Source organism: Helicobacter pylori (assembly GCF_001653455.1).
Taxonomy (GTDB): Bacteria; Campylobacterota; Campylobacteria; order Campylobacterales; family Helicobacteraceae; genus Helicobacter; species Helicobacter pylori_A.
Window position 1 is genome coordinate 266,106 of record NZ_CP011486.1, and the last position, 26,261, is coordinate 292,366.

Genomic DNA, 26,261 nt, shown 5'->3' on the forward strand with positions numbered 1-26,261 from the left:
ATAAAGGTGTTTGGATTGAGTTTAGCCGATACGATTTTAGAGCGTTTTAAAGATTTTATGAGAGAACAGCCTGAGCCTTACAAGTTTTTTCAAGTTTTTTACGCGCAAGAAAAAGAACGCTTTTTAAATAGCAAAATAAAAGCAAGGAAGAGGCTAGTGTTTTAGCCAGACAAGGCTTTGTGAGTGCTATGGGAAGAGCGTTGGAGAAAATCATAGAACTTTTATTAAAAGATTTTTGCATTAAAAACAATGTCAAAATGACGAACGATAAAATCTTAAGGGCTAAGAGCGTTAATAAAGAGCTGGATAAAGTCAAATGGGCTTTATGGGTGCATTTTGGGGAATATAGCGTTTTGCCCGATATTGTTCTGTATCAAATCAATAAGGATAATATCAAAATTCTAGCGGTTTTATCGGTAAAAAATTCGTTTAGGGAGCGTTTCACAGAAACGCCTTATTGGAAATTAAAACTTTTGCAATCGCCCATAACTTCTCATATTAAAGTCTTTATGATAACACCGGATAACGATGATGAAATCAGTTTTAAAGACAAGCCCAAAAAAGCCAGGATCGTTATGGAGCATGAATTAGATGGCATTTATTTAGCCAAAAGCGGTTTTGATGAAAGTTGTAAAATCAAGGGCATAGAGAATTTATTAGAAGATTTAAAAAGGCTTTTATGAAACCTTATTTCAGTTTGGATAAATTGCGTTTATACCATGGCGATGCGAGCGTTTTAGAGACTTTTGAAAAAGGTTTTTATGATTTATGCATCACTTCACCGCCCTATAATTTGAGTATTGAATATCAAGGGAGTAACGATTTTAGGGCTTATGATGAGTATTTGAATTGGTGCAAAAATTGGCTTAAAAATTGTTATTTTTGGGGTAAGGAGCAAGCGAGGTTGTGCTTGAATGTCCCTTTAGATACGAATAAACACGGCAAACAAAGTTTGGGGGCAGATATTACAGCGGTGGCTAAAGAATGCGGTTGGAAATACCAAAATACGATCATTTGGAATGAAAGCAACATTTCAAGACGCACCGCTTGGGGGAGTTGGCTGCAAGCTAGCGCGCCTTATGCTATCGCTCCTGTGGAATTAATCATTGTTTTTTATAAAAACGAATACAAACGAAAAAAACAAACTTCTACGATGAGTAGAGAGGAATTTTTACTCTACACGAACGGGCTTTGGAGTTTTAGCGGCGAATCCAAAAAACGCTTGAAACACCCAGCCCCATTCCCAAGGGAATTACCCAGTCGTTGCATCAAATTGTTTTCTTTTTTGGAAGACACGATTTTTGATCCTTTTAGCGGCTCTGGTACGACTATTTTAGAGGCCAACGCTTTAGGGCGTTTTAGCGTGGGGTTAGAAATTGAAAAAGAATATTGCGAGCTGTCTAAAAAGCGTATTGTGGAGAGTTTGTCATTGGTGTGAGCCTCTTAAAAGCCTTTGAGAGTGAAAATAGTGTAAAATAGTAAAAATTTTTACAACTCAAAAAGGATTGATAATGAATTTATTTGAAAAAATGACTGACCAATTGCATGAGACTTTAGACAGCGCGCTCGCTCTAGCCTTACACCACAAAAACGCTGAAGTAACGCCCTTACACATGCTTTCTGCAATGCTTAATAATTCCCAAGGCATTCTCGTTCAAGCCTTACAAAAAATGTCTGTGGATATTCCAGCTTTAAGGCTTAGCGTTCAAAGCGAATTAAATAAGTTTGCTAAAGTTTCACAAATCAGCAAACAAAATATCCAATTAAACCAAGCTTTGATAGAAAGTTTTGAAAACGCTCAAGGTTTGATGGCTAAAACGGGCGATTCTTTCATTGCTGTAGATGTGTATCTTGTGGCTAACATGAGTCTTTTTGAAAGCGTTTTAAAGCCCTATTTAGACACTAAAGAATTGCAAAAAACTTTAGAATTTTTAAGAAAAGGCAGAACTATTCAGGATAAAAACGATGATTCTAATTTAGAAAGTTTAGAAAAATTTGGCATTGATTTGACGCAAAAAGCTTTAGAAAATAAACTCGATCCGGTGATCGGAAGAGATGAAGAAATCATTCGCATGATGCAAATTCTGATCAGAAAAACAAAAAATAACCCTATTTTATTGGGCGAGCCTGGAGTGGGGAAAACGGCTGTTGTGGAGGGGTTAGCCCAACGCATTGTCAATAAAGAAGTGCCTACAACGCTTTTAAACAAACGAGTCATCGCTTTAGATTTAAGCTTATTAGTGGCTGGAGCCAAATACAGAGGCGAGTTTGAAGAGCGTTTGAAAAAGGTGATTGAAGAAGTTAAAAAGAGCGCGAATGTGATCTTATTCATTGATGAAATCCACACGATTGTGGGGGCTGGGGCTAGTGAAGGGGGCATGGATGCGGCGAATATTTTAAAACCGGCTCTAGCTAGGGGGGAATTGCACACGATTGGAGCGACCACTCTAAAAGAATACCGCAAGTATTTTGAAAAAGACATGGCGCTACAAAGGCGTTTCCAACCCATTTTACTCAATGAGCCTAGCATCAATGAAGCTTTACAGATTTTAAGGGGGTTGAAAGAAACTTTAGAAACGCACCATAATATCACCATCAATGACTCCGCGCTCATAGCGAGCGCTAAACTCTCCAGCCGTTATATCACCGATAGGTTTTTACCCGATAAAGCGATTGATTTGATTGATGAGGGGGCGGCTCAATTAAAAATGCAAATGGAATCAGAGCCGGCAAAACTCTCTAGCGTGAAGCGCTCCATTCAAAGACTAGAAATGGAAAAACAAGCCCTTGAAATGGAAAACAAAGAGAGCAACCACAAACGCATGCAAGAAATCCTTAAAGAATTGAGCGATTTGAAAGAAGAAAAAATCAAATTAGAAGCGCAATTTGAAAACGAAAAAGAAGTGTTTAAAGAAATTTCACGCTTGAAAATGGAAATGGAAAATTTGAAAAAAGAGGCTGAAAGGTTTAAACGCAATGGGGATTACCAACAAGCGGCTGAAATTGAATACTCTAAAATCCCTGAAAATGAAAAGAAAGAAGAAGAATTGCAACACAAATGGGAAGCGATGCAACAAAATGGTGCACTTTTGCAAAACGCTTTAACCGAAAACAATATCGCTGAAATCGTGAGCCAATGGACGCACATCCCGGTTCAAAAAATGCTCCAAAGCGAAAAGAATAGGGTTTTAAACATTGAAAGCGAATTGCAAAAAAGGGTGGTGGGGCAAGAAAAAGCGCTCAAAGCGATCGCTAAAGCGATTAAAAGGAATAAGGCCGGGCTTAGCGATAGTAACAAGCCCATAGGGAGTTTTCTCTTTTTAGGGCCAACAGGCGTGGGTAAAACCGAGAGCGCTAAAGCTTTGGCGCAATTCTTGTTTGATAGCGATAAAAATCTTATAAGAATTGACATGAGCGAATACATGGAAAAGCATGCTATAAGTCGTCTTATTGGGGCCGCTCCTGGGTATGTGGGCTATGAAGAAGGCGGGCAATTGACCGAAGCGGTGCGCAGAAAACCTTATAGCGTGGTGTTATTAGATGAAGTGGAAAAAGCCCATCCGGATGTGTTTAACCTCTTGTTGCAGGTTTTAGATGAGGGGCATTTAACCGATAGTAAGGGCGTGAGGGTGGATTTCAAAAACACGATTTTGATTTTAACCAGCAATGTCGCTAGCGGTGTGCTTTTAGAAGAGGGTTTGAGTGAAGCCGATAAACAAAAAGCCATTAAAGAGAGTTTGAGACAATTTTTCAAGCCAGAATTTTTAAACCGCTTAGATGAAATCATCTCCTTTAACGCGCTAGATAGCCATGCCATTATTAATATCGTGGGGATACTCTTTGAAAACATTCAAAAAAAAGCGCTTGAAAGGGGTATTAATATTACTTTAGATGAAAAGGCAAAGGAATTGATCGCCGAAGTGGGGTTTGACAGATTCTATGGCGCTAGACCACTAAAACGCGCGTTATACGAAATGGTAGAAGACAAGCTCGCTGAACTCATTTTAGAAGATAAAATCAAAGAAAATGATAGCGTGGTGTTTGTGGTAGAAAATAACGAAATTGTGCCTAAAATTCAGTGAGGTTTTGTTATAAAGATGAGAAATAATTATTTTTAAAAAGGATTGAATGATGTTTGATAACACGCTGGTTAATCTCTTTGAAACAGCGCCTCTTTTGACTTCGCTTTTAGCCGGGATTTTGACTTTTTTAAGCCCTTGCGTGTTGCCTTTGATCCCGGCGTATATGTCTTATATTTCTCAAATTTCTTTAGAGGATATTAAAGATGGTAAGGCTAAAAGGGTTTCGGTTTTTCTAAAATCCTTGATGTTTGTGATAGGGTTTTCGCTCGTGTTTTTGGGCGTGGGCATGTCTATGGCCAAGCTTATCCATAGCTTTTCGTTTTCTTGGGTGAATTATATCGCCGGGGGGATTGTGATCCTTTTTGGGCTGCATTTTTTAGGCGTGTTTCGTTTTGCATTTTTATATAAAACTCAAAGCGTCCGTTTAGCGAGCAAGTCTAACGGCATGCAACGCTTTTACCCTTTTCTTTTAGGCATGAGTTTCGCTTTAGGCTGGACGCCATGCATCGGACCGATATTCACCTCCATAGTGATCATGAGCGCGAGTAAGGACGCTTATGGCTTGATGCTTATGGTGGTGTTTGTAACGGGCTTGGCGATCCCTTTTTTATTGGTGGCTTTAATGCTAGAAAGAGCGCTTTTATTTTTAAAATCTTTAAAGAAATACAACCGCATTATTGAAATTATTTCAGGGTTAGTGCTTATTTTAATGGGGGTGTTGATTGTAACCAACTCTATGGAAAGCTTGACGAATTTCTTACAAAAATAGGAGGCAATGGTGCTTTTAAAAAACGCTTCATTTTATGATGACAAAGGTTTGAAAAGAGCGGACATCCGCTTAAAAAATTCCCTTATTGCAGAAATTAAAGAAAACTTAAGCCCTAGTGGCAGCGAAGAAGTGGTTGAATGTAAAAATTTATTCGTGTTGCCAAGTTTTATAGATTTGAGCGTTACTTGCTTGGAGGGCTATGAAAATTTAAAACAAAAGGCTTTTAAAGGGGGGGTAGGGTTACTCAATGTTTTTAATTGCGATCAAAGCGGTGTTAAAAACATCATGGCGATTAAAAACAACCAGCTAGCCGACATCGCTACGCTTAAAAATAAAGGGGGGGAAATTTTAATCGTAGAGTCTGATGCTTTTTTAGAGCTCATCAGCCATTATGCAAAATCTTACAACTTGCCCCTTTTAATCTCTTTAGAAAATTCTTTTGAAGCCCTAAATAGCGGGGAATTAGCCTATGAATTGGGGCAAAATTTTATAGAAAATGCGTTTGAAAACACGCAATTAGTGCGTTTCATGGAAGTTTCTAGAGCGTTACAAATCCCTGTGCTTTTAGATAAAGTGAATAGCATCACCACGCTCAAACTCATCAAAGCCTTTAATGATTTAGGGGCGAAATTGCAAGCCCAAGCGCCTTTAAGCCATTTAGCACTAGATGAAAGCGTGTATGAAGATTATGATCCTAGGTTTAAAATCGCTCCTCCTTTAAGGGACAAAAAAGATCAAAACGCCCTAAAAGACGCCCTAAAAAATAACGAAATTTCTATGCTCACAAGCCTTCATGTTTCTAAAAATTCTAATGCACAGCTTTTTGAAGAAAGCGCTTTTGGGTGTGAGAGCATAGAGGACGCTTTTAGCGTGGCTTACACTTTTTTGGTTCAAAAAAAGGTTATTGATTTGCAACAGCTCATTAAGGTTATGGCGTCTAATCAAGCGAAATTTTTAAAACTCAATGCAGGCGAGGTGAAAGAAAATCAATTAGCCAATCTCATGATCGTGGATTTAAACGCTAAAATAAGGGTGAGCAATAAAAATTCGCCCTTTTATGGTTTAGAATTATATGGCGAAGTTCAAAGAATGATCTTAAAAGGGCAAACCACATTTATTAAGGAGAGTGCATGCAAATTTTAGGAGCGTCTTTAGTTTTTTTGTGTAATGAAAAATGCGAAGTGTTAGAAGATTATGGCGTGGTCTTTGATGAAAAGATTGTTGAAGTAGGCGATTATAAAAGCTTAACGCTCAAATACCCCCATTTAAAAGCGCAGTTTTTTGAAAACTCCGTCCTTTTGCCCGCTTTTATCAACGCGCACACCCATTTTGAATTTTCCAACAACAAGGCGAGTTTTGATTACGGGAGTTTTTCTGGCTGGTTAGGGAGCGTGTTAAACAATGGGGGGGCGATTTTAGAAAATTGCCAAGGGGCTATCCAAAACGCCATCACTGCACAATTAAAAAGCGGGGTAGGGAGCGTGGGAGCGATTTCTAACCACTTGATAGAAGTGGGTTTGTTGAAAGAAAGCCCTTTGAATGCTGTCGTGTTTTTGGAGTTTTTAGGGAGCAGTTATTCTTTAGAAAAATTAAAAGCGTTTGAGAAAAAATTTAAGGATTTAAAAGATTTAGAAGATGCAAAACTTAAAGCCGCTCTCGCTGTGCATGCCCCTTATTCGGTTCAAAAAGACATGGCTTTGAGCGTTATCCAATTAGCCAAAGACTCACAAAGCCTGCTTTCTACGCATTTTTTAGAATCGTTTGAAGAACTAGAATGGGTGGAAAATTCTAAAGGGTGGTTTGAGAATTTTTACCAGCATTTTTTGAAAGAGTCTAATTTCAAGTCGCTCTATAAAGGCGCGAATGATTACATTGACATGTTTGAAGACACGCACACTTTGTTTGTGCATAACCAGTTCGCTTCTTTGGAAGTGTTAAAAAGAATCAAATCTCAAGTGAAAAACGCTTTTTTAATCACATGCCCTTTCTCTAACCGCTTATTGAGTGGGAAAGCTTTGGATTTAGAAAGGGTTAGAGAGGCCAATTTGAGCGTGAGCGTGGCTACTGATGGCTTGAGTTCCAATATTTCGCTGAGCCTTTTAGACGAATTAAGGGCGTTTTTGCTCACCCACAACATGCCGTTATTGGAATTAGCCAAAATGGCTCTTTTAGGGGCAACGCTTTATGGGGCTAAAGCTTTAGCTTTGAATAATGGCGAGATACAAGCTGATAAAAGGGCGGATTTGAGCGTGTTTGGTTTTAATGAAAAATTTAATAAAGAGCAAGCGATTTTGCAATTTTTATTGCATGCTAAAGAGGTGGAATGCTTGTTTTTAGGGGGGGAAAGGGTGGTTTAAAAAAGTAATTGATGGTTTTGTTTTTAAGGAGTTCTAAATAAAAAATGCTTTTAGTATTTTTAAAATAGCAAAGAGCTTGATTTTAATCAAGCGGTAGTCTTTTAAAAAAAGCGCTCTTTGGGGGTTAGGGGGTTTCTTATAAAGGGGTTGTAGGGGGAGTTATTTCAAAATACCCCCTATCCCCTTAAGGGAATGGGTTTAAAAACAAAATTCTAAAAAATAAAGAATGTTAAAATCAAATAAGGCTTTAGTTATTAATCTTTGATTAAAATAGAGTCTAATTTATTCTAAAGACAGAATGCGTTAAAATGAGAGGATTAAATCAATTAAGGAGAATCTATGAAATTAGTTTTAGCCAAAAACACGAGAAAATCAGACACCAAGAGCGTGGAATTAGAAGATTTGTATAAAAAATTCAATGAAGACAAGCGTTCTATTTTTTATTTTGCCCCCACAAACGCCCATAAAGACATGCTCAAAGCGGTGGATTTTTTCAAAGAAAAGGGTCATACGGCTTATTTAGATGAGGTGAGGGTCAGCACTGATGAAAAAGATTTTCTTTATGAATTGCACATCATTTAAAGGCTCGTGTTGAAAGTTTATATTGAAACCATGGGTTGCGCGATGAATTCTAGAGATAGCGAGCATTTGTTAAGCGAGCTTTCCAAACTAGACTATAAAGAGACTAACGACCCTAAAATGGCGGATTTGATTTTAATCAACACTTGCAGCGTGCGTGAAAAACCTGAGCGAAAATTATTCTCAGAAATCGGTCAATTCGCTAAAATCAAAAAACCTAACGCTAAAATTGGGGTTTGCGGGTGCACTGCAAGCCACATGGGAGCGGATATTTTGAAAAAAGCCCCAAGCGTGAGCTTTGTGTTAGGGGCTAGGAATGTGTCTAAAATCTCTCAAGTGATCCATAAAGAAAAAGCCGTTGAGGTAGCGATTGATTATGATGAAAGCGCGTATGCGTTTGAGTTTTTTGAAAAAAAGGCTGAAGTTAGATCGTTATTAAACATCTCCATAGGTTGCGATAAAAAATGCGCTTATTGCATTGTCCCGCACACTAGGGGAAAAGAAATTTCTATCCCTATGGATTTGATCTTAAAAGAAGCCGAGAAATTGGCTCATAACGGCACTAAAGAGCTCATGCTTTTAGGGCAGAATGTGAATAATTATGGCGTTCGTTTCAGCAGCGATCATGCGAAAGTGAATTTTAGCGATTTGTTGGATAAATTGAGCGAAATTCCAGGCATTGAAAGGATACGATTCACTTCGCCCCACCCCTTGCACATGAATGATGAATTTTTAGAAAGGTTTGCAAAAAACCCTAAAGTGTGCAAGAGTATCCACATGCCTTTACAGAGCGGATCTAGCGCGGTGTTAAAGATGATGCGAAGGGGTTATAGTAAAGAGTGGTTTTTAAATCGGGTGGAAAAATTAAAGGCTTTAGCGCCTGAAGTGGGCATTAGCACGGATATTATCGTGGGCTTTCCTAATGAGAGCGATAAGGATTTTGAAGACACGATGGAGGTGTTAGAAAAAGTGCGTTTTGACACGCTTTATAGTTTCATTTACTCCCCACGCCCTTTCACAGAAGCGGGAGCTTGGAAAGAAAGAGTGCCGCTAGAAGTTTCATCTCTAAGGTTAGAAAGGTTGCAAAACAGACACAAAGAAATTTTAGAAGAAAAAGCCAGGCTTGAAGTGGGTAAAACGCATGTGGTGTTGGTGGAAAATAAGCGCGAAGTTGATGGGCGGATCGTGGGGTTTGAAGGGCGCAGCGATACAGGGAAATTCATTGAAGTAACTTGTAAAGAAAAAAGAAATTTAGGCGAGCTTGTGGAAGTAGAAATCATCTCTCATGCTAAAGGGCGCTTGATAGCGAGTGCTAAAAACAACCAATAAGAGCAACCATTAAAAGTAGGGTTAAGGGCAAGAGTTGAGCTTAAAAATTTTCAGAAAAAATATCGTTTTAAGGATTGTCCCTCGCTTGGCGTTTGGGGTCCTTTGGTTGTTGCATAAAACTTGCAAAAACCGCTATTTTTTAGCTCAAAATTTAAAAGAAAAACCCTTTATTGTAAGCTGTTGGCATGGCGAGCTTGGCATGATTGGGTTTGCGTATTTAAGGCTTAAAAAACCTTGTATTTATGTGATTGCAAGCCAGCATTTTGACGGCTCTATTGCGGCGGTTTTGTTTGAAAGCTTTGGGTTTAAAAATATTAGAGGTTCTAGCAAAAAAGGGGGGGTTAAGGTTTTGATAGAAGGGCTTAAACGCCTAAAAGAGGGTTATGATGTCGCTATCACGCCTGATGGCCCAAAAGGCCCACGACACAGCATAGCGGATGGGGTGATCGCTTTGGCTCAAAAATCAGGCGTAGGGATTAGCGCATGTCGGGTGGTTTGCAAAAACGCATGGCAGTTGAACACTTGGGATAAATTTGAAATCCCTAAACCTTTTAGCGAAGTGCATTACTACATGCTAGAATCTGTAATCATCCCTAAAGAATGGGATCTTTCAAAGGCTAAAGAATTTTTAAAAACGCGCATGGATTCTTGCAATACGGAATTACAAGAGTCTCACACAAAGGATTTGGGTGCTTAAAGGGTTAAAAAAAGCGTTTAAAGAGAAGTTTTGCTCTCAAGTGTATATCTCTTTTAATGTGGATCACAACCTTTTATCTGCTCAAATTTTAAGGATTAAAAACCACCGCATTAAAGAGAAATTTTTTAAAACTTTTGAGACGAAAGTGGAAACAAAAAACGGCGAAGTCCCCATTCAAGCTTTAAAAATCGCCAGAAGTTATAGCCAAAAATACCCCTATACTTATTTTAGCGCGATGGTTAAAGCCAAAGAGATTTTATGCGAAAAGCAAGCGTTTGAACAAATCAAGCGAGAAAATCAGGATTATCAAACTTGTGAAGTCAATCAAAAATATTGCGTTTATGTGGAATCTAAGGATTTTTTAAAGGATTTTAAGCGTTTTAAGGTCCAGGATGTGGATTTTTTGTTTTCGCCTTTTAGCCTTATTTATGAATTTGTGCACGACAAGTTAGAAGAAAAGCCGTTGTTGTATTTGCTTTTGGAGCGTTCAAGGTTTTATTTTTTGATTGCGGATAAAAAAGAGATTTTTTTAGCCCAATCTATGTTTTTAGAAGAACAACCTGAAGAGTTTATAGAGAGCAAAGAAGAAGATTCTATGGAAATGAGTAATGAGGCTGTGAATTTGTTTTTGAGTGAAATCCAAGAAGATATTGACAGCCTTGAAGAAGCGATAGGCCTAGATAGCAGTAAGGATAATAGCGAAAAAATGACAGAGGACGCTTATAGTTTGATTGAAGGCATGACGAATATCCCCTTGATTGCAGATGTTTTGCAAGAGGGTTTGCGCAGCGTTTATCATTCTAGGGATATAGATTTTGTGGAAAAAGTGGTTGTTTTGGATAGCTGTCAGATCCATCAAAAAGCGTTAATGCATTTGCAAGAAACTTTGATGATGGAAGTGAGTAGGTTGGATTTTTCTTTAGTGGAACAATTGAATGTTTTAGCGCGCATGGAGAATGAAAAGCATGCGTTTTAGTTACATTGAACCAAGAGCGAAATACCTTATCAGCAAGCTTTCTAAAATTTGGGTTTTTTACATTTTTTTATCTTTTGCGGTAATAGGGGGGTTAGTGTGGTTTATGCATAACGCCATTAAAAGCACTCAAGATAACGCGTCTGATTTAACGATCCAAGAAAAGCTTTACCGCCATGAAATCAGCCGCTTGCAGGTAAAGACTGATGAAACCCTAAAGCTCATTAAAGAAGCCAAAAAGCGTTTGAATTACAATGATGATATACGAGATGTTTTGCAAGGGCTTTTGAATATTGTTCCAGATCTCATCACTATTAATAGCATTGAAATAGACCAACAAAGCGTGGTGGTGAGCGGTAAAACCCCTTCTAAAGAAGCCTTTTATTTTTTATTCCAAAACAAGTTAAGCCCCATGTTTGATTATTCTAGGGCGGAATTTTTCCCCTTAAGCGATGGGTGGTTTAATTTTGTTTCCACCAATTTTTCTAATTCCTTGTTGATAAAAAACCCGGAGTCCATTAAATGAAACCATTGCATTTTTCACACCTAGACAGAGAGCAATCAGGCGATGTGGGTTTTATCATTAAAAACCTTGTTTTTTTGGGGATTTTTTCCTTATTTGGTTGGCTCAATACCGAGTATTTTCTATGGCCTAGCATGCTGGAATTAAAAAAAATCCTTTTAGAAGAAAATCGTAAAAAAAGCGTTTTGGAATACGCGCAAAGGCATTTTGAAACCGCTCTAGCAAACTATCGCAGTCAAAAAGAAACGGGTGAATCCTTATTAAAGATTTTTAATGATGAAGAGTCTAGGCGGATTTTAGAAAAGATTTTAAAAAAATGTTTTGATGTTTATAAAATCAAACCCTTACTCTCTCAAAATCCCTCTCAAAAAACCCAATTTTTCATCATGGCTAGAGCGAGCGAATTAGAAAAAACCTATCTTTTTTTCACTTTGCTCAACAAATATTTACCCAGCGCTCAAAGCCAATTACCCTTAAAGATTTCTAAAGATAATGAAGGGCTGTTGGTGCAATTTAGCGTGAGTATTGATTTCCAGTAAAATGATAGGGAGTTTGATGCAAGGTTTTGATTTTAGTTTTAATCATAAGGCATGCGAGGGTTGTGGGGCGAAGTGTTGCGTGGGGGAAAGCGGGTATATTTTTTTGAATATCCAAGAAATGCAAACAATTAGCGCTTTTTTACAATTGGAATTAGAAGAATTTAGTCAAAAATATGTTAAAAAGGTGGGGTATAAGTTCTCTTTATTAGAAAAAGACGCTAAAGATTTGGGTTTGGCGTGCGTGTTTTTGGATTTAGAGACGAAAAAATGCCAGATTTATAGCGTGCGCCCCAAACAATGCCAAACTTTTCCGTTTTGGGAGGGCGTGAAAACTTTTTCTAAAGAGCAAAAGGAAGCTTTTTGCAAAAGCTGTCCGGGCATCACACAAAAAACCAAAGAGACTAAAGTGCGCTAAAATTCACCTTAGTTATACAAAAAAGGAAATAAAGTAATGGATATTCCAATAAAGAAAAGATTTTTAACGAGTTTATTGTTTTTTAGCCTGTTTTCTTACCTCAAGGCTGAAACCCTTTCAGAAGATCATCAAATTTTATTGAGTTCAGACGCTTTCCATAGAGGGGATTTTGCAGCCGCTCAAAAAGGCTATATGAATCTCTATAAACAAACCAATAAAGTGGTGTATGCTAAAGAAGCGGCCATTTCAGCGGCGAGTTTAGGGGATATTAAAACGGCGATGCATTTAGCCATGCTCTATCAAAAAATCACCAATAATCGTAATGATATTTCTATCAATAAGATTTTAGTGGATGGCTATGTGCAAATGGGGCAAATTGATAAGGCGATTGAATTGTTGCACAAAATCCGTAAAGAAGAAAAGACTATAGCCACAGACAATGTGTTAGGGACTTTGTATTTGACGCAAAAGCGTTTGGATAAGGCTTTCCCCTTATTGAATAAGTTTTATAATGCCGTGCATGATGAAGACAGCCTGGAAAAACTCATTACGATTTATTTTTTACAAAATCGTAAAAAAGAGGGCTTGGATTTGTTGCAATCCCACATAGATAGGTATGGCTGCTCAGAGCAATTGTGCCAAAAAGCGCTCAACACTTTCACGCAATTTAATGAGTTGGATTTGGCTAAAACCACTTTCGCTCGCTTGTATGAAAAAAACCCTATCGTTCAAAACGCCCAGTTTTACATAGGGGTGTTAATCCTGTTAAAAGAGTTTGATAAAGCCCAACAGATCGCAGAATTGTTCCCCTTTGACAGGCGTTTATTGTTAGATTTATACACCGCGCAAAAGAAATTCGCTCAAGCTTCCAAACAGGCTTCTTTAATCTATGAAGAAAAAAAAGATCCTAAATTTTTAGGTTTAGAGGCGATTTATCATTATGAGAGTTTGAGCGCGAATAATAAAAGGCTCACCAAAGAAGAGATGCTACCCATCATTCAAAAATTAGAGCAAGCCACTAAAGAGCGCCAGGCATGGCTTGCTAAAACCAAAGACAAAGAAGACGCCCAAGACGCTTTCTTTTATAATTTTTTAGGGTATTCTTTAATAGATTATGACATGGATGTTAAAAGGGGCATGGATTTTGTGAGAAAGGCCTTAGCCCTAGATTCTGGCTCAGTGCTTTATTTGGACTCTTTAGCGTGGGGTTATTACAAATTAGGGAATTGTTTGGAAGCTAAAAAAATCTTTTCTAGCATCGCTAAAGAGTCTATCCAAGCTGAACCTGAATTGAAAGAGCATAATAAGATCATTCAAGAATGCAAGAAATAAGGATTTTAGAGAATTTGCAAAAAAGCCTGGCCTTAAAAGAGGGCATGCTCTCTTATGAAATGCTGGGCAAAAGTTTGTCGTATAACCCTTACTTGCCCAGAGTCATTTCTCAAACTAAAGACTATGTTTTTGTAACTCCTAGTGAGGTTTTAGAAAGGCTTTTACAAGAAAACGCCCGCACCGATTGCGTCATCATTAATTTCAAAGGCTTGTATGAATTAGGCGCGCCAAGCGTGTTTGATCTAGAAGTTTTAGGGTTGTTGCGCCGCCATGCAAGCTCTGTGATAGTCCAAGAGGATTTTTTTATCAGCCACTACCAGCTTTTAGAATCGCTTGTTCAAGGCGCTGATGGGGTCATTTTAGACGAAGAGCTTTTGAAAGAGGATTTAAAGGGCATGATAGATTTTGCTTGCCGTTTGGGCTTGAGAGTGTTTGTGGAAACCGACAAGCAAGATTATACTTTTTTAAAAAATTTAGGGGCTTTAGGGGTGCTAGAAAAAGTCTCCCATTCTCATAATGAGAAAAAAATAGTCTTTTTAGATTGAATTTTAAGCTAATTTTGAGTAAAAATCGTATTCAAACTTTTTAAAAGGAGTTGTCATGTCATTATTGGTGAATGATGAATGCATTGCATGCGATGCTTGCAGAGAAGAATGCCCTAGTGAGGCGATTGAAGAGGGCGATCCTATTTATAATATTGATCCGGATCGATGCACGGAGTGTTATGGGTATTCTGATGAGCCAAGTTGCGTGAGCGTTTGCCCTGTAGATGCGATTTTGCCGGATCCTAACAATGCAGAAAGCACAGAGGAATTGAAATACAAATACGAAAGCTTGCAAGAGCGAGATTAAAGGCTATTTATAATGGCTAAAATCACAACCGTGATTGATATAGGATCTAATTCAGTGCGTTTGGCTATCTTTAAAAAGACGAGCCAGTTTGGGTTTTACTTGCTTTTTGAGACTAAATCTAGGGTTAGAATTTCTGAGGGCTGTTATGCGTTTAAAGGGGTTTTGCAAGAAATCCCCATGCAAAGAGCCATCAAAGCCTTGAGTGAGTTTAAAGAAATCGCCCTCAAATACAAAAGCAAAAAAATCCTGTGCGTGGCGACTTCAGCGGTGCGCGATGCTCCTAACAGATTGGAGTTTGCAGCAAGGGTGAAAAAGGCTTGCGGTTTGCAAATCAAAATCATTGACGGGCAAAAAGAAGCGCTCTATGGCGGGATTGCGTGCGCGAATTTGTTGCATAAAAATTCAGGGATCACGATAGATATTGGAGGGGGTAGCACCGAGTGCGCGTTGATTGAAAAAGGCAAGATTAAGGATCTCATTTCGCTTGATGTTGGCACGATTCGCATCAAAGAAATGTTTTTAGACAAGGCCTTAGATGTCAAATTGGCTAAAGCCTTTATCCAAAAAGAGGTTTCTAAATTACCCTTTAAGCATAAAAACGCCTTTGGGGTGGGGGGGACGATCAGGGCGTTGAGTAAGGTGTTGATGAAGCGTTTTGAATACCCTATTGATTCTTTGCATGGTTATGAAATAGACGTGCATAAAAATTTAGCGTTCATTGAAAAAATCGTCATGCTTGAAGAAGACAAATTACGGCTTTTAGGGGTGAATGAAGAGCGTTTGGATAGCATCAGGAGCGGGGCTTTGATTTTATCAGTTGTGTTGGAGCATTTAAAAACTTCCTTGATGATCACCAGTGGCGTAGGGGTGAGAGAAGGCGTGTTTTTAAGCGATTTATTACGAAACCATTACCATAAATTCCCCCCCAATATCAACCCCTCTTTAATCTCTTTAAAAGATCGCTTTTTACCCCATGAAAAGCACAGCCAAAAAGTCAAAAAAGAATGCGTGAAATTGTTTGAAGCCCTATCGCCTTTGCATAAAATAGATGAAAAATACCTTTTCCATTTAAAGATCGCCGGAGAATTAGCGAGCATGGGTAAGATTTTAAGCGTCTATTTAGCCCATAGACACAGCGCCTATTTTATTTTAAACGCTTTGAGTTATGGCTTTAGCCACCAAGACAGGGCGATCATTTGCTTATTAGCGCAATTCAGCCATAAAAAAATCCCTAAAGACAACGCTATCGCTCATATGAGCGCGATGATGCCAAGCCTTTTGACCCTACAATGGCTGAGCTTTATCCTTTCTTTAGCTGAAAATTTGTGCGTTACAGACAGCCACCATTTAAAATACACGCTAGAAAAAAACAAGCTTATTATCCACTCTAATGATGCGCTTTATTTAGCTAGAGAAATGCTGCCTAAACTCATCAAGCCCATTCCTTTGATGATAGAGTTTGCTTGAAAATAGCGATTGTCAGGCTTTCAGCGCTTGGGGATATTATCGTGAGTGCGGTGTTTTTAGCGGTAATTAAAGAGCGTTTTATTCACGCTCAAATAGAATGGTTTGTAGATGAAAGATTCAGCGCGATTTTAGAACATTCCCCTTATATTGACCAATTACACCCTATCGCTTTAAAAAGCGCGCTCAAAAGCTTTAACCCTTTGAAGATTTTCAAACTTTTTAAATCTTTAAGAGCTTATGAATACGATATAATCATTGACATGCAAGGCCTGATCAAATCCGCTCTCATCACGCAATGTTTAAAAGCCCCTAAAAAGGTCGGCTTTGATTACGCTTCAGCTAGAGAGGGTTTGAGCGCGTTGTTTTACTCGCAAAAAGTTTCTATCGCTTATGAGGAGCCAATTTTAAAGCGCAATTTCACGCTTATCTCTCAAGCCCTAAATTTGCCTAAAAAAGAGATTTCAGAGAGTTTAATCTCTAGATCTAAAGTGTTTTCTTACCAAAATTCTCCAAAAATCAATGCGTTAAATTTGAATGAAAATAAGCCTAAAATCCTTTTTGTTTTAGAAACTTCTAAAATCAATAAAACTTACCCCATAGAGCGCTTTAAAGAGTTAGCGTTAATGTTAGAAAATTTTCAAATTTGCTTGTTATGGCATGCGGATGAAAAAAAAGCGGTCGCGCTTTATGATGCTTTAAAAAACCAATGCGACATTTTATTGCTCCCTAAACTCACTTTAAACGAAGTTAAGGCGTTGCTTTTTAAAATGGATTTGATTATTGGGGGCGATACGGGCATCACGCATTTGGCATGGGCGTTGCAAAAAGCCAGTATCACCCTTTATGGCAACACCCCTATGGAGCGCTTTAAATTAGAAAGCCCGATCAATATTTCCCTCACCAGCAATGCAAACGCCAGCTATCATAAAAAGGATTTTTCTATCCAAAATATAGAGCCTGAACGCATTAAAGAATGCGTTTTAAACCTTTTAAAGGAAAAAGAATGACTTACAAAGAACGACTCATCCATGAAAAAATATTGAACAAAGACGACAAGGGTTTTAAAACAGAACTGCGCATTTTGGGCATTTTTATCGTGGAATTTTTAGTGAATATTCTAGGGTTTGTTTTGGCTAAAATGCCCCATTCGTGGTTTTTAAGGTGCATTAAATCGGTGGCGTGGTTGATGAGAACTTTTGATAGGCGCCGTTATTTTGACGCTAAAGCCAATTTGGATTTTGTGTTTGGGGATTCTAAAAGCGAAGAAGAGAAAAAACGGATCATTAAAAAAGGTTATGAAAATTTTGCTTTTATCATTTTAGAAACCATTAGAGTGATTTTTATCCCTAAGGCTGAATACGATTCTTGTTTCACGCTCATCAATGAAGAAAATGTGTGGAAGTCTCTAAACAAGGAAGGCCAAGCGATCACTTTGTGCATGCATTTTGGCTATTGGGAAGCGGTAGGCACGACTTTGGCGCAATATTATGAGGATTATGGTAGGGGGTGTTTGGGGCGCTTGACTAAATTCGCTCCCATCAATCACATGATTATGAGCCGGCGAGAAGCGTTTGGGGTGCGTTTTGTCAATAAAATAGGGGCGATGAAAGAACTCATTAAAATGTATAATCAAGGCAATGGCTTGGTGGGGATTTTAGTGGATCAAAATGTTGTGCCTAAAGATGGGGTGGTGGTGAAATTCTTTGATAAAGACGCTACGCACACCACGATCGCTTCTATTTTATCGCGCCGTTATAATATAGACATCCAGCCGGTATTCATTGATTTTAACGATGATTATTCGCATTACACAGCGACTTATTATGAAAGCATTCGATCTAAAATCACCGATAACGCTGAAAAGGATATTTTAGAATGCACTCAAGCCCAAGCGAGTTTGTGCGAAGAAGTGATCAGGAAGCATCCGGAAAGTTATTTTTGGTTCCACAGGCGTTTTAAAAGCACCCACCCTGAGATTTATCAAAGGTAGGGTTTTGTTATCCTTGAATGGACACTCAAAACCTTATCTTAATATTTTTTCAAAAATAGGGTTTTTTAAATTTAATTTTTATAGTAAAACTCCCTTCCTCAAGGGGATAGGGGGTATTTTGAAATAATTCCCCCTACAACCCCTAACTAAAAACCCCCTAACCCAAGAATACCGCTTTTTTAAGAGGCTGTCGCTTGCTCACGCAAACTTTTTAGTTTCTGATTGTAAAAAATGCTTTTAGCATTTTTATTGACGATCCATTGTGTATTTTTCTAAAAACTCTTTTTTAAAACTCAAAAACCGCTTTTCTAAAATAGCTTTTCTAGCGTTTTTAACTAATTCCAAATAAAAATGCAAATTGTGCAAGCTCGCTAAACGAGCGTAGGTGAGTTCTTTAGCCCTAAAGAGATGGTGCAAATAGGCTTTAGAATAGCGTTTGCAAGTGTAACAAGTGCAATTTTCTTCAATGGGGGTGTTATCCAATTTATAAGGCGCGTTTTTGATAGAGATTTTGCCAGAATGCGTGAAAAGGGTGGCGTTTCTGGCGTTTCTGGTGGGCATCACGCAATCAAACATATCCACCCCTAAACCGATAGCGTCTAAAATGTTTTCAGGCGTGCCTACGCCCATTAAGTAGCGAGGTTTGTCTTTGGGGAGTAAGGGGGCGGTGTGGGCGATGGTTTCTAGCATTTCATCTGCACTTTCGCCCACCGCTAAACCGCCTATCGCATAGCCATCAAAACCGCTATGCGTTAATCCCACGCTAAGGCTGCGCATTTTCAAATGAGTGCCGCCCTGGATAATGGCAAAAAGGTTGTTGTTGGGGCGGTTGTTTTGTTTGTGGTATTCTAGGCTAAGATTCGCCCATTTAGCGCTTCGTTTGATGGATTCTTCAAGGCGTTTTAATGGAGCGGGTAAGCCCACCAAATCGTCTAAAACCATCATAATATCGCTGTTTAAAGAATATTGAATGTCCAAAACTTTAGCGGGTGTGAAGAAATGCTTGCTCCCATCAATATGGGATTTAAAAACAATCCCGTCTTCTTGCAATTTGACATTATCGCTCAAACTAAAGGCTTGAAACCCTCCGCTATCGGTTAAAAAACTCCCATGAAATTGAGCGAAACGATGCAAGCCGCCTAATTGTTCAACGACTTTCTCGCCTGGTCTTAAATACATGTGGTAAGTGTTGGCTAAAATGAGTTTAGCGCCTAAAATTTCTTGCACATCAATAGCGTCTAAAGATTTGATGCAACCTTGCGTGCCTACAGGCATAAAAACAGGCGTCTCCACTTGAGAATGGGCTAAATTTAAAAGACCAGCTCGCGCGTGTTTGTCAGTAGCTTGGAGTTGAAAATCCATTGTTTAAGCCTTAATCTTGGATATAATGGCGTAATCATTTTTTAGGAAGTTTGGAATTGAAGAAAATCGCCCTTATTTTAGATGGCATTGTAGCAAAAAATTTTTTAGACTTGGTGTTAAGGCATTATTCTAATCATAATTTTTATATAGTGGTTGTCAAAGATGAGAGCCTTATCCCTAGAAATTACCCTAGCACTTTTATTTTTCATTGTTTTGATGCGACTTCTAGTTTCAGGCTTTTGCAAGCGTTAAACGATGAGGTGAGCGATGCGTTTTTAATCATACAAGACGCTAAAGAGCAACGCATCATCCATAAAATCATTCAAACCCATTTCAAACGCATGCGCGTGGTTTTGAGCGTGAAAAAAGATGGTGAAAAAGCTTTAGAAAATAATGAAGAAAATAAAGATGAGAAACTTATCTTAATTGATGAATTTGAAGTTTTAGCCAATAAATTCATTTCTCGTTTGCCTAATATCCCTAGCACCCCTAGGGAGTTTGGGTTAGGGCAGGGCGAGATCATGGAGATTGATGTGCCTTTTGGGAGCATTTTTGCTTACAGGCATATTGGCTCTATCAGACAAAAAGAATACAGGATTGTGGGGCTTTATCGCAACGATGCTTTTTTGCTCTCCACTAAAACTTTAGTCATTCAGCCACGAGACATTCTCTTAGTGGCTGGCAATCCGGAAATTTTAAACGCGGTGTATCATCAAGTTAAGAGCAATGTAGGGCAGTTCCCAGCCCCTTTTGGGAAGAGCATTTATTTGTATATTGATATGCGCTTACAGAGCAGAAAAGCGATGATGCGCGATGTGTATCAAGCCTTATTTTTGCACAAACATTTAAAAAGTTATAAGCTCTATATCCAGGTTTTACACCCCACTAGCCCTAAGTTTTATCATAAATTTTTAGCGCTAGAAACCGAAAGCATTGAAGTGAATTTTGATTTTTATGGGAAAAGTTTTATCCAAAAACTCCATGAAGACAATCAAAAAAAAATGGGCTTAATCGTGGTAGGCAGAGAGCTTTTTTTCTTAAAAAAACACCGAAGAGCCTTACACAAAACAGCCACCCCGGTTTATAAAACCAACACTTCTGGCTTGTCTAAAACCACTCAAAGCATCGTGGTTTTGAATGAAAGTTTAAGCATTAATGAAGACATGTCTTCAGTGATTTTTGATGTGTCTATGCAAATGGATTTGGGCTTGTTGCTCTATGATTTTGACCCTAACAAACGCTATAAAGACGAGATTGTCAATCATTATGAAAATTTGGCCAACACCTTTAACCGCAAGATTGAGATTTTTCAAACCGATATTAAAAACCCTATCATGTATCTCAATTCTTTAAGAAAACCCATATTGCATTTTATGCCTTTTGAAGAGTGCATCACGCAAACGCGTTATTTGTGGTTTTTATCCACTAAAGTGGAAAAGTTAGCGTTTTTAAGCGACGATAACCCTCAAATTTTTATCCCTGTAGCGGAGTGAGTGGATGCGAGAAATTTTAATCCCTTTAAAAGAAAAAAGCTATAAAGTGTTTTTGGGGGAATTGCCCATTATTGAATGGAAACAAAAAGCGCTCATTGTGAGCGATAGCATCGTGGCTGGGTTGCATTTATCGTATTTATTAGAACGCTTGAATGTTTTAGAAGTAAGAGTGTGCGTGATAGAGTCTGGAGAAAAGCATAAGAATTTCGCTTCATTGGAGCGTATTTTAAACAACGCCTTTGAAATGCAATTAAACCGCCATTCTTTAATGATAGCCCTTGGTGGGGGAGTGATAAGCGATATGGTGGGCTTTGCGAGCAGTATTTATTTCAGGGGGATTGATTTTATTAATATCCCTACGACTTTACTTTCTCAAGTGGATGCGAGCGTGGGGGGGAAAACAGGGATTAATACGGCTTATGGCAAGAATTTAATCGGATCATTCCACCAGCCTAAAGCGGTTTATATTGATTTGGCTTTTTTAAAAACCCTTGAAAAAAGGGAATTCCAAGCAGGGGTGGCTGAAATCATTAAAATGGCGGTGTGTTTTGATAAAAACTTGGTAGGAGTGTTAGAAACAAAGGATTTAAAAGATTGTTTAGAAGAAGTGATCTTTCAAAGCGTTACAATAAAAGCTCAAGTCGTTACACAAGATGAAAAAGAGCAAAATATCAGAGCCGGATTGAATTACGGGCATACCTTTGGGCATGCGATAGAAAAAGAGACCCATTACGAGCAATTTTTGCATGGCGAAGCGATCGCTATTGGCATGCGCATGGCGAACGAGTTAGCCCTTTCTTTAGGCATGCTCACTTTAAAAGAGCATGAACGCATAGAAAATTTATTGAAAAAATTTGATTTGATCTTCAACTATCAAATTTTAGATCTTCAAAAATTTTATGAAAGCTTGTTTTTGGACAAAAAAAGCGAGAACAAGACAATCAAATTCATTCTGCCTAAAGGCATTGGAGCGTTTGAAATAGCTGCTCATATCCCTAAAGAAACGATTTTAAAGGTGTTAGAAAAATGGCATTAAGGGTGTTGTTATTCTTTTGTTTTTTGTTGTTGCACGCAGAAGATAAAAGCCAAAACAAAAGTCAAGAGATATTATCCATACAAAAACAAATGGCTTTGGTGGATAAAAAACTCGCTAAAGACGATAATGTGTGGTTGAAAAAATTTGAAAACTATAAGATTTACAATCAAATTTATACCGAAAAAGAGAGCGTGAGGCAGGAATTAAGGCGTTTGAAAGCTAAAAAAAACAGGGATTTATTAAAGATTAGCACCTTAGAGCATACCCTAAAGGCTTTAGAATCCCAACAAAAAATGTTTGAAAGCTATGGGGTCAATCCTTTTAAGGACTTGATAGAGCGCCCCAATATCCCCAATATCCCCAATATCGCTAACCCTATTGCAATCATTGATGGCATTTCTTTCATTAAAAACATGCGCTTAAAGCATGAAAGCCTTAAAAGCAACCAGACTGCTTTAGAGGAGGTTTTAAAGCTCTTAGATCAAAAACACCAGCTTTTAAATGAGTGGCACGCCTTAGACAAAAGCGCGAAACTAAGCGATGAGATTTATCAAACTCAAGCCAAACGCTTAGAATTGCAAGGGGCTCAAAACATTTTAAAAACCACGATTGGGATTTTCCAAAAAGACAGCGATGAAGCCATAAGCATTGTTAAATCTCAGGTTAAAAACCAGCTTTTTAAATTGGTTTATGTGTTTTTAGCCGCCCTTTTGAGCGTGGTGTTTGCGTGGATTTTAAAAATCATTTCCAGTAAATACATTGAAAATAACGAGCGCGTCTATACCGTTAATAAAGCCATTAACTTTGTGAATGTGAGCGTGATTGTTTTAATCTTTCTTTTTTCTTATTTAGAAAATGTGACTTACTTGGTCACGGTTTTAGGCTTTGCGAGCGCGGGCTTAGCGATTGCGATGAAAGATTTATTCATGAGCTTGCTTGGGTGGTTTATTATTTTGATCGGAGGGAGCGTGCATGTGGGCGATAGGGTGCGTATCGCTAAGGGGACTGATATTTTTATTGGCGATGTGTTGGATATTTCTATGTTGCACATTACGATTTTAGAAGATGTAACCTTCACCACTTACACGAACAACAGGAGAGCGGGTCGGATTATTTTTGTGCCTAATAATTATATTTTCACTACCATGTTCGCTAATTACAGCCATTTTGGCATGAAAACGGTTTGGGATGGGGTGGATTTTTGCGTTACATTTGATTCTGATTTTAAAAAAGCTTCTAAAATTGCACTCAATATTGCTACGGAATTGTCTAAAGAATACACGGATATTACCTATAAACAGCTCAATAAAATGCGCGACCGGTATTCTTTAAGGAGTTTGAGCGTGAAACCACGATGCTTTTTGATGCCTGAAAGTAACGGGATAAAGATTTCAGTGTGGTATCAAACCAATTCGTATGCCACTTTGTCTTTAAGGAGCAAGATTGTGGCTGAAATTGTTGAAGCCTTTTTGAAAGAAGAAAATATCCATATCGCTTATACGACCAGCAAGCTGCTTAAAGTGGATGCTGATGCTCTAGGCGATGGTTTTGGGAATAAAAGGGAACAAAAATGAAAAAAGTCTATTTTAAAACTTTTGGGTGCAGGACGAATCTTTTTGACACGCAAGTGATGGGCGAAAATTTAAAGGATTTTAGCACGACTTTAGAAGAACAAGAAGCCGATATTATTGTGATCAATTCTTGCACCGTGACTAATGGGGCTGATAGCGCGGTAAGGAGTTACGCTAAAAAAATGGCGCGATTGAATAAGGAGGTGCTATTTACTGGCTGTGGGGTGAAAACTCAAGGCAAAGAGCTTTTTGAAAAAGGGTTTTTAAAGGGCGTTTTTGGGCATGACAATAAAGAAAAGATCAACGCTCTTTTACACGAAAAAAAGCGTTTTTTCATAGACGATAATTTAGAAAACAAGCACTTAGACACCACGATGGTGAGCGAGTTTGTGGGCAAGACCAGGGCGTTTATTAAGATCCAAGAGGGTTGTGATTTTGATTGCAATTATTGCATTATCCCAAGCGTGAGAGGGAGGGCTAGGAGCTTTGAAGAAAGAAAGATTTTAGAACAAGTGGACCTTTTATGCAATAAAGGGGTTCAAGAAGTGGTCTTAACCGGCACTAATGTGGGGAGCTATGGGAAAGATAAAGGGAGTAATATCGCAAGATTGATTAAAAAATTAAGCCAAATTATCGGGTTAAAACGCATCAGGATTGGGAGTTTAGAGCCTAATCAAATCAACGATGAGTTTTTAGAGCTTTTAGAAGAGGATTTTTTAGAAAAACATTTGCATATCGCTTTACAGCACAGCCATGATTTCATGTTAGAGAGGATGAACCGAAGAAACCGCATAAAAAGCGATAGGGAATTATTGGAGGCCATCGCTTCTAAAAATTTTGCTATCGGTACGGATTTTATCGTGGGGCATCCGGGGGAGAGTGAAAGCGTTTTTGAAAAAGCGTTTGAAAATTTAGAGGGCTTGCCTTTAACGCATATCCACCCTTTTATTTACAGCAAACGAAAAGACACCCCTTCTAGTTTGATGCATGATGGCGTGAGTTTGGAAGTTTCTAAAAAGCGTTTGAATGCGATTAAAGATTTGATTTTTCATAAAAATAAGGCGTTCAGGCAATTGCAACTCAAGCGCAGCACGCCCCTAAAAGCTTTAGTGGAAGCGCAAAAAGACGGCGAATTTAAAGCCTTGGATCAATTTTTTAACCCCATTAAAATCAAAAGCGATAAGCCTTTAAGGGCTAGTTTTTTAGAAATCAAAGAGTATGAAATTAAAGAGAGGGAAAATTATGCCGTTTTCTAAAAGTTTAGAAAATCTCATTAACCCTTTTAAACGCATCAAAAACCGCTCGCTTGTGTTGGCGCTAGGGTTTTTGATCCTTACTTTTTGCTTGCTTCTTTTTTTGGTTTTGAGCGATATTTCTAGGCTCATATCCGGTAAGGACTTTTTCTATGTGATCCAATCCCACCCCAAACAAACTTTAATTGAAGATGAAAATTATTTTTATGCCAATAAAGGGCTTTATAAAACCAACAAAGAAGCTTTTTTAAGAACTTATAAAATCCCAGAAAACATGCCCATAGAAAGACGAGAAAATTTAAGCAAGGGTTCTAAAATGAATCTAGCGTTGCTTTTTTTTATTTCTAGCATGCTTTTTGGGATCTTTTGGCGTTTGCCCAAACGATTGAATGCTAAACCGAGTTTAGAGAGCGTGCATAAAGACGAATTAGAAAACGCATTCCAACGATACGACACTTTAGGGGTGCGTTTTGAAGATATTGCAGGGGTGAATGAAGTTAAAGAAGAATTGTTAGAAGTGATAGACTATTTAAAAAACCCTAGAAAATACCAGGATTTAGGGATCTTTCTCCCTAAAGGCGTGCTTTTAATCGGGCCTCCTGGAGTGGGGAAAACGATGATCGCTAAAGCGTTAGCGAGTGAAGCTAAAGTGCCGTTTTTTTATGAAAGCGGGAGCGCGTTTTCTCAAATTTATGTGGGCGCTGGGGCTAAAAAAGTGCATGAACTTTTCATGCATGCCAAAAAACATTCCCCCTCTATTATTTTTATTGATGAAATTGATGCTTTGGGTAAGGCTAGGGGAGGGCATCGAAGCGATGAAAGAGAAGCCACGCTCAACCAGCTTTTAACCGAAATGGATGGGTTTTTGCAAAATGATGAGGTGGTGGTGATAGGAGCGACTAACCAAATGGAAGTGATGGATGAAGCGCTATTAAGGAGCAAGCGCTTTGATCGGCGTATTTTCATTTCTTTACCGGATTTATTAGAAAGACAAAGCATTTTAGAAAAGCTTTTAGAAAATAAAAAACATGCGCTAGACTATCTTAAGATCGCTAAAATTTGCGTGGGTTTTAGTGGGGCGATGTTGGCGACTTTAATCAACGAAAGCGCTCTAAACGCCCTAAAACACCAGCGAACAGAAATCACTCATAGCGATATTTTAGAAGTGAAAGACAAGATCGCTTATGGCAAGAAAAAGCCCCAAACTTTAGATGAAAACCAAAAGGAATTGGTCGCTTTGTATCAAAGCGCGAAAGCCTTAAGTGCGTATTGGCTAGAAATTGAATTTGATAAAGCGCCTTTATTGGGGGAATTTATTGCGTTTAATGAAAATAAAATCCATAGCGAAAGCGAGGTTAAAAATTATATTAAAGTGTATTTGAGCGGGACGATTATTTTAGAGCTGCTTTATAAAGAGCGTTATAGTTTGTCCAAACAAGACTTGCAAAAAGCGAAATTTTTGAATGAATTTATGGCTAGCGAGCTTCTTTTAACCCCTACAAAAGAGTCTTTAAGCGTTCTTTATGAAGAGCAATTGGAGTTTTTAAAACCCCAAATTGCAGCTTGCAAGCGGTTGAGCGCTTTGCTGTTAGAGCAAGAATATTTAGAGCATTCTAATTTGTATGATTTATTGAATGGGTGA

General features: G+C 38.3%; 24 protein-coding genes and 1 pseudogene. 24 read left to right on the top strand and 1 reads right to left on the bottom strand.

Going from position 1 to position 26,261, the window contains the following annotated elements; all coding sequences use genetic code 11:
- The first annotated feature begins 15 nt into the window (after window positions 1–15).
- The 19 genes and pseudogenes from AA977_RS01280 to AA977_RS01370 all read left to right on the top strand — a co-directional run bounded on the left by AA977_RS01280 (window position 16) and on the right by AA977_RS01370 (window position 17,904).
- Window positions 16–683, top strand: a pseudogene (locus AA977_RS01280) (BsaWI family type II restriction enzyme).
- Window positions 680–1,438: a DNA-methyltransferase gene (locus tag AA977_RS01285; protein WP_064434279.1), complete on the top strand. Its 759-nt coding sequence runs from the start codon at window positions 680–682 to the stop codon at window positions 1,436–1,438. Before AA977_RS01280 ends, AA977_RS01285 begins: the two are co-directional and overlap by 4 nt.
- Window positions 1,439–1,511: 73 nt before the next feature.
- The gene (locus tag AA977_RS01290; RefSeq protein WP_064434280.1) at window positions 1,512–4,082 is read left to right on the top strand and encodes an ATP-dependent Clp protease ATP-binding subunit; all 2,571 of its coding nucleotides are present in this window, start codon (window positions 1,512–1,514) and stop codon (window positions 4,080–4,082) included.
- Between the two features lie 49 nt (window positions 4,083–4,131).
- Window positions 4,132–4,851 carry a cytochrome c biogenesis protein CcdA gene (locus AA977_RS01295; RefSeq protein ID WP_064434281.1) on the top strand — a complete coding sequence of 240 codons (720 nt, stop codon included), beginning with the start codon at window positions 4,132–4,134 and terminating at the stop codon, window positions 4,849–4,851.
- 9 nt (window positions 4,852–4,860) lie between these two features.
- The gene (locus AA977_RS01300; protein ID WP_064435171.1) at window positions 4,861–5,994 is read left to right on the top strand and encodes an amidohydrolase family protein; all 1,134 of its coding nucleotides are present in this window, start codon (window positions 4,861–4,863) and stop codon (window positions 5,992–5,994) included.
- Window positions 5,982–7,208, top strand: a complete 1,227-nt coding sequence (locus AA977_RS01305) for an adenosine deaminase (protein ID WP_064434282.1) — start codon at window positions 5,982–5,984, stop codon at window positions 7,206–7,208. The genes AA977_RS01300 and AA977_RS01305 overlap by 13 nt, the downstream gene beginning before the upstream one ends.
- A gap of 339 nt (window positions 7,209–7,547) precedes the next feature.
- Entirely contained in the window at window positions 7,548–7,790 is a 243-nt protein-coding gene (locus AA977_RS01310; protein WP_000780064.1) for a nuclease, read from the top strand.
- A gap of 9 nt (window positions 7,791–7,799) precedes the next feature.
- Window positions 7,800–9,116 carry a tRNA (N6-isopentenyl adenosine(37)-C2)-methylthiotransferase MiaB gene (miaB, locus tag AA977_RS01315; protein WP_064434283.1) on the top strand — a complete coding sequence of 439 codons (1,317 nt, stop codon included), beginning with the start codon at window positions 7,800–7,802 and terminating at the stop codon, window positions 9,114–9,116.
- Between the two features lie 34 nt (window positions 9,117–9,150).
- Window positions 9,151–9,813 (top strand): lysophospholipid acyltransferase family protein, encoded by a 663-nt coding sequence (locus tag AA977_RS01320; protein ID WP_064434284.1) that lies wholly within the window; start codon window positions 9,151–9,153, stop codon window positions 9,811–9,813.
- Window positions 9,806–10,789 (top strand): DUF8569 domain-containing protein, encoded by a 984-nt coding sequence (locus tag AA977_RS01325; RefSeq protein WP_064434285.1) that lies wholly within the window; start codon window positions 9,806–9,808, stop codon window positions 10,787–10,789. The genes AA977_RS01320 and AA977_RS01325 overlap by 8 nt, the downstream gene beginning before the upstream one ends.
- A complete protein-coding gene (locus tag AA977_RS01330; protein WP_064435172.1) occupies window positions 10,779–11,312 on the top strand; it encodes a hypothetical protein in 534 nt (177 codons plus the stop codon). Before AA977_RS01325 ends, AA977_RS01330 begins: the two co-directional genes overlap by 11 nt.
- The gene (locus AA977_RS01335; RefSeq protein ID WP_033601713.1) at window positions 11,309–11,848 is read left to right on the top strand and encodes a hypothetical protein; all 540 of its coding nucleotides are present in this window, start codon (window positions 11,309–11,311) and stop codon (window positions 11,846–11,848) included. The genes AA977_RS01330 and AA977_RS01335 overlap by 4 nt, the downstream gene beginning before the upstream one ends.
- A 16-nt stretch (window positions 11,849–11,864) precedes the next feature.
- Complete coding sequence (locus AA977_RS01340; RefSeq protein WP_064434286.1) at window positions 11,865–12,263, top strand: YkgJ family cysteine cluster protein; 399 nt, start codon at window positions 11,865–11,867, stop codon at window positions 12,261–12,263.
- 36 nt (window positions 12,264–12,299) lie between these two features.
- Window positions 12,300–13,595, top strand: coding sequence for a tetratricopeptide repeat protein (locus AA977_RS01345; protein ID WP_064434287.1), 1,296 nt, complete (start codon window positions 12,300–12,302; stop codon window positions 13,593–13,595).
- The gene (locus AA977_RS01350; RefSeq protein ID WP_064434288.1) at window positions 13,583–14,140 is read left to right on the top strand and encodes a beta/alpha barrel domain-containing protein; all 558 of its coding nucleotides are present in this window, start codon (window positions 13,583–13,585) and stop codon (window positions 14,138–14,140) included. The genes AA977_RS01345 and AA977_RS01350 overlap by 13 nt, the downstream gene beginning before the upstream one ends.
- A gap of 55 nt (window positions 14,141–14,195) precedes the next feature.
- Window positions 14,196–14,447, top strand: a complete 252-nt coding sequence (locus AA977_RS01355; RefSeq protein WP_000055471.1) for a YfhL family 4Fe-4S dicluster ferredoxin — start codon at window positions 14,196–14,198, stop codon at window positions 14,445–14,447.
- Window positions 14,448–14,459: 12 nt separating this feature from the next.
- Window positions 14,460–15,914: a Ppx/GppA family phosphatase gene (locus AA977_RS01360; RefSeq protein ID WP_064434289.1), complete on the top strand. Its 1,455-nt coding sequence runs from the start codon at window positions 14,460–14,462 to the stop codon at window positions 15,912–15,914.
- Window positions 15,911–16,921, top strand: a complete 1,011-nt coding sequence (gene waaC / locus AA977_RS01365) for a lipopolysaccharide heptosyltransferase I (RefSeq protein ID WP_064434290.1) — start codon at window positions 15,911–15,913, stop codon at window positions 16,919–16,921. The genes AA977_RS01360 and waaC overlap by 4 nt, the downstream gene beginning before the upstream one ends.
- A complete protein-coding gene (locus AA977_RS01370; protein ID WP_064434291.1) occupies window positions 16,918–17,904 on the top strand; it encodes a lipid A biosynthesis lauroyl acyltransferase in 987 nt (328 codons plus the stop codon). The genes waaC and AA977_RS01370 overlap by 4 nt, the downstream gene beginning before the upstream one ends.
- Before the next feature lie 246 nt (window positions 17,905–18,150).
- Here AA977_RS01370 and tgt read toward each other — a convergent pair whose 3' ends face one another.
- Window positions 18,151–19,266: a tRNA guanosine(34) transglycosylase Tgt gene (gene tgt / locus AA977_RS01375; protein WP_064434292.1), complete on the bottom strand. Its 1,116-nt coding sequence runs from the start codon at window positions 19,264–19,266 to the stop codon at window positions 18,151–18,153.
- Window positions 19,267–19,322: 56 nt separating this feature from the next.
- Between tgt and AA977_RS01380 the strand changes: the two genes are divergently transcribed.
- Genes AA977_RS01380 through AA977_RS01400 form a run of 5 tightly spaced genes read left to right on the top strand, consistent with a single transcriptional unit; the run spans window position 19,323 to window position 26,261 of the window.
- Window positions 19,323–20,759 carry a COG3400 family protein gene (locus AA977_RS01380; RefSeq protein ID WP_064434293.1) on the top strand — a complete coding sequence of 479 codons (1,437 nt, stop codon included), beginning with the start codon at window positions 19,323–19,325 and terminating at the stop codon, window positions 20,757–20,759.
- Between the two features lie 4 nt (window positions 20,760–20,763).
- On the top strand, window positions 20,764–21,795 hold the full coding sequence (gene aroB, locus AA977_RS01385; protein ID WP_064434294.1) for a 3-dehydroquinate synthase: 1,032 nt from the start codon (window positions 20,764–20,766) through the stop codon (window positions 21,793–21,795).
- A complete protein-coding gene (locus AA977_RS01390) occupies window positions 21,786–23,369 on the top strand; it encodes a mechanosensitive ion channel family protein (RefSeq protein WP_064434295.1) in 1,584 nt (527 codons plus the stop codon). Before aroB ends, AA977_RS01390 begins: the two co-directional genes overlap by 10 nt.
- Window positions 23,366–24,622 carry a tRNA (N(6)-L-threonylcarbamoyladenosine(37)-C(2))-methylthiotransferase MtaB gene (gene mtaB, locus AA977_RS01395; protein WP_064434296.1) on the top strand — a complete coding sequence of 419 codons (1,257 nt, stop codon included), beginning with the start codon at window positions 23,366–23,368 and terminating at the stop codon, window positions 24,620–24,622. Before AA977_RS01390 ends, mtaB begins: the two co-directional genes overlap by 4 nt.
- Window positions 24,609–26,261, top strand: a complete 1,653-nt coding sequence (locus AA977_RS01400) for an AAA family ATPase (protein WP_064435173.1) — start codon at window positions 24,609–24,611, stop codon at window positions 26,259–26,261. Before mtaB ends, AA977_RS01400 begins: the two co-directional genes overlap by 14 nt.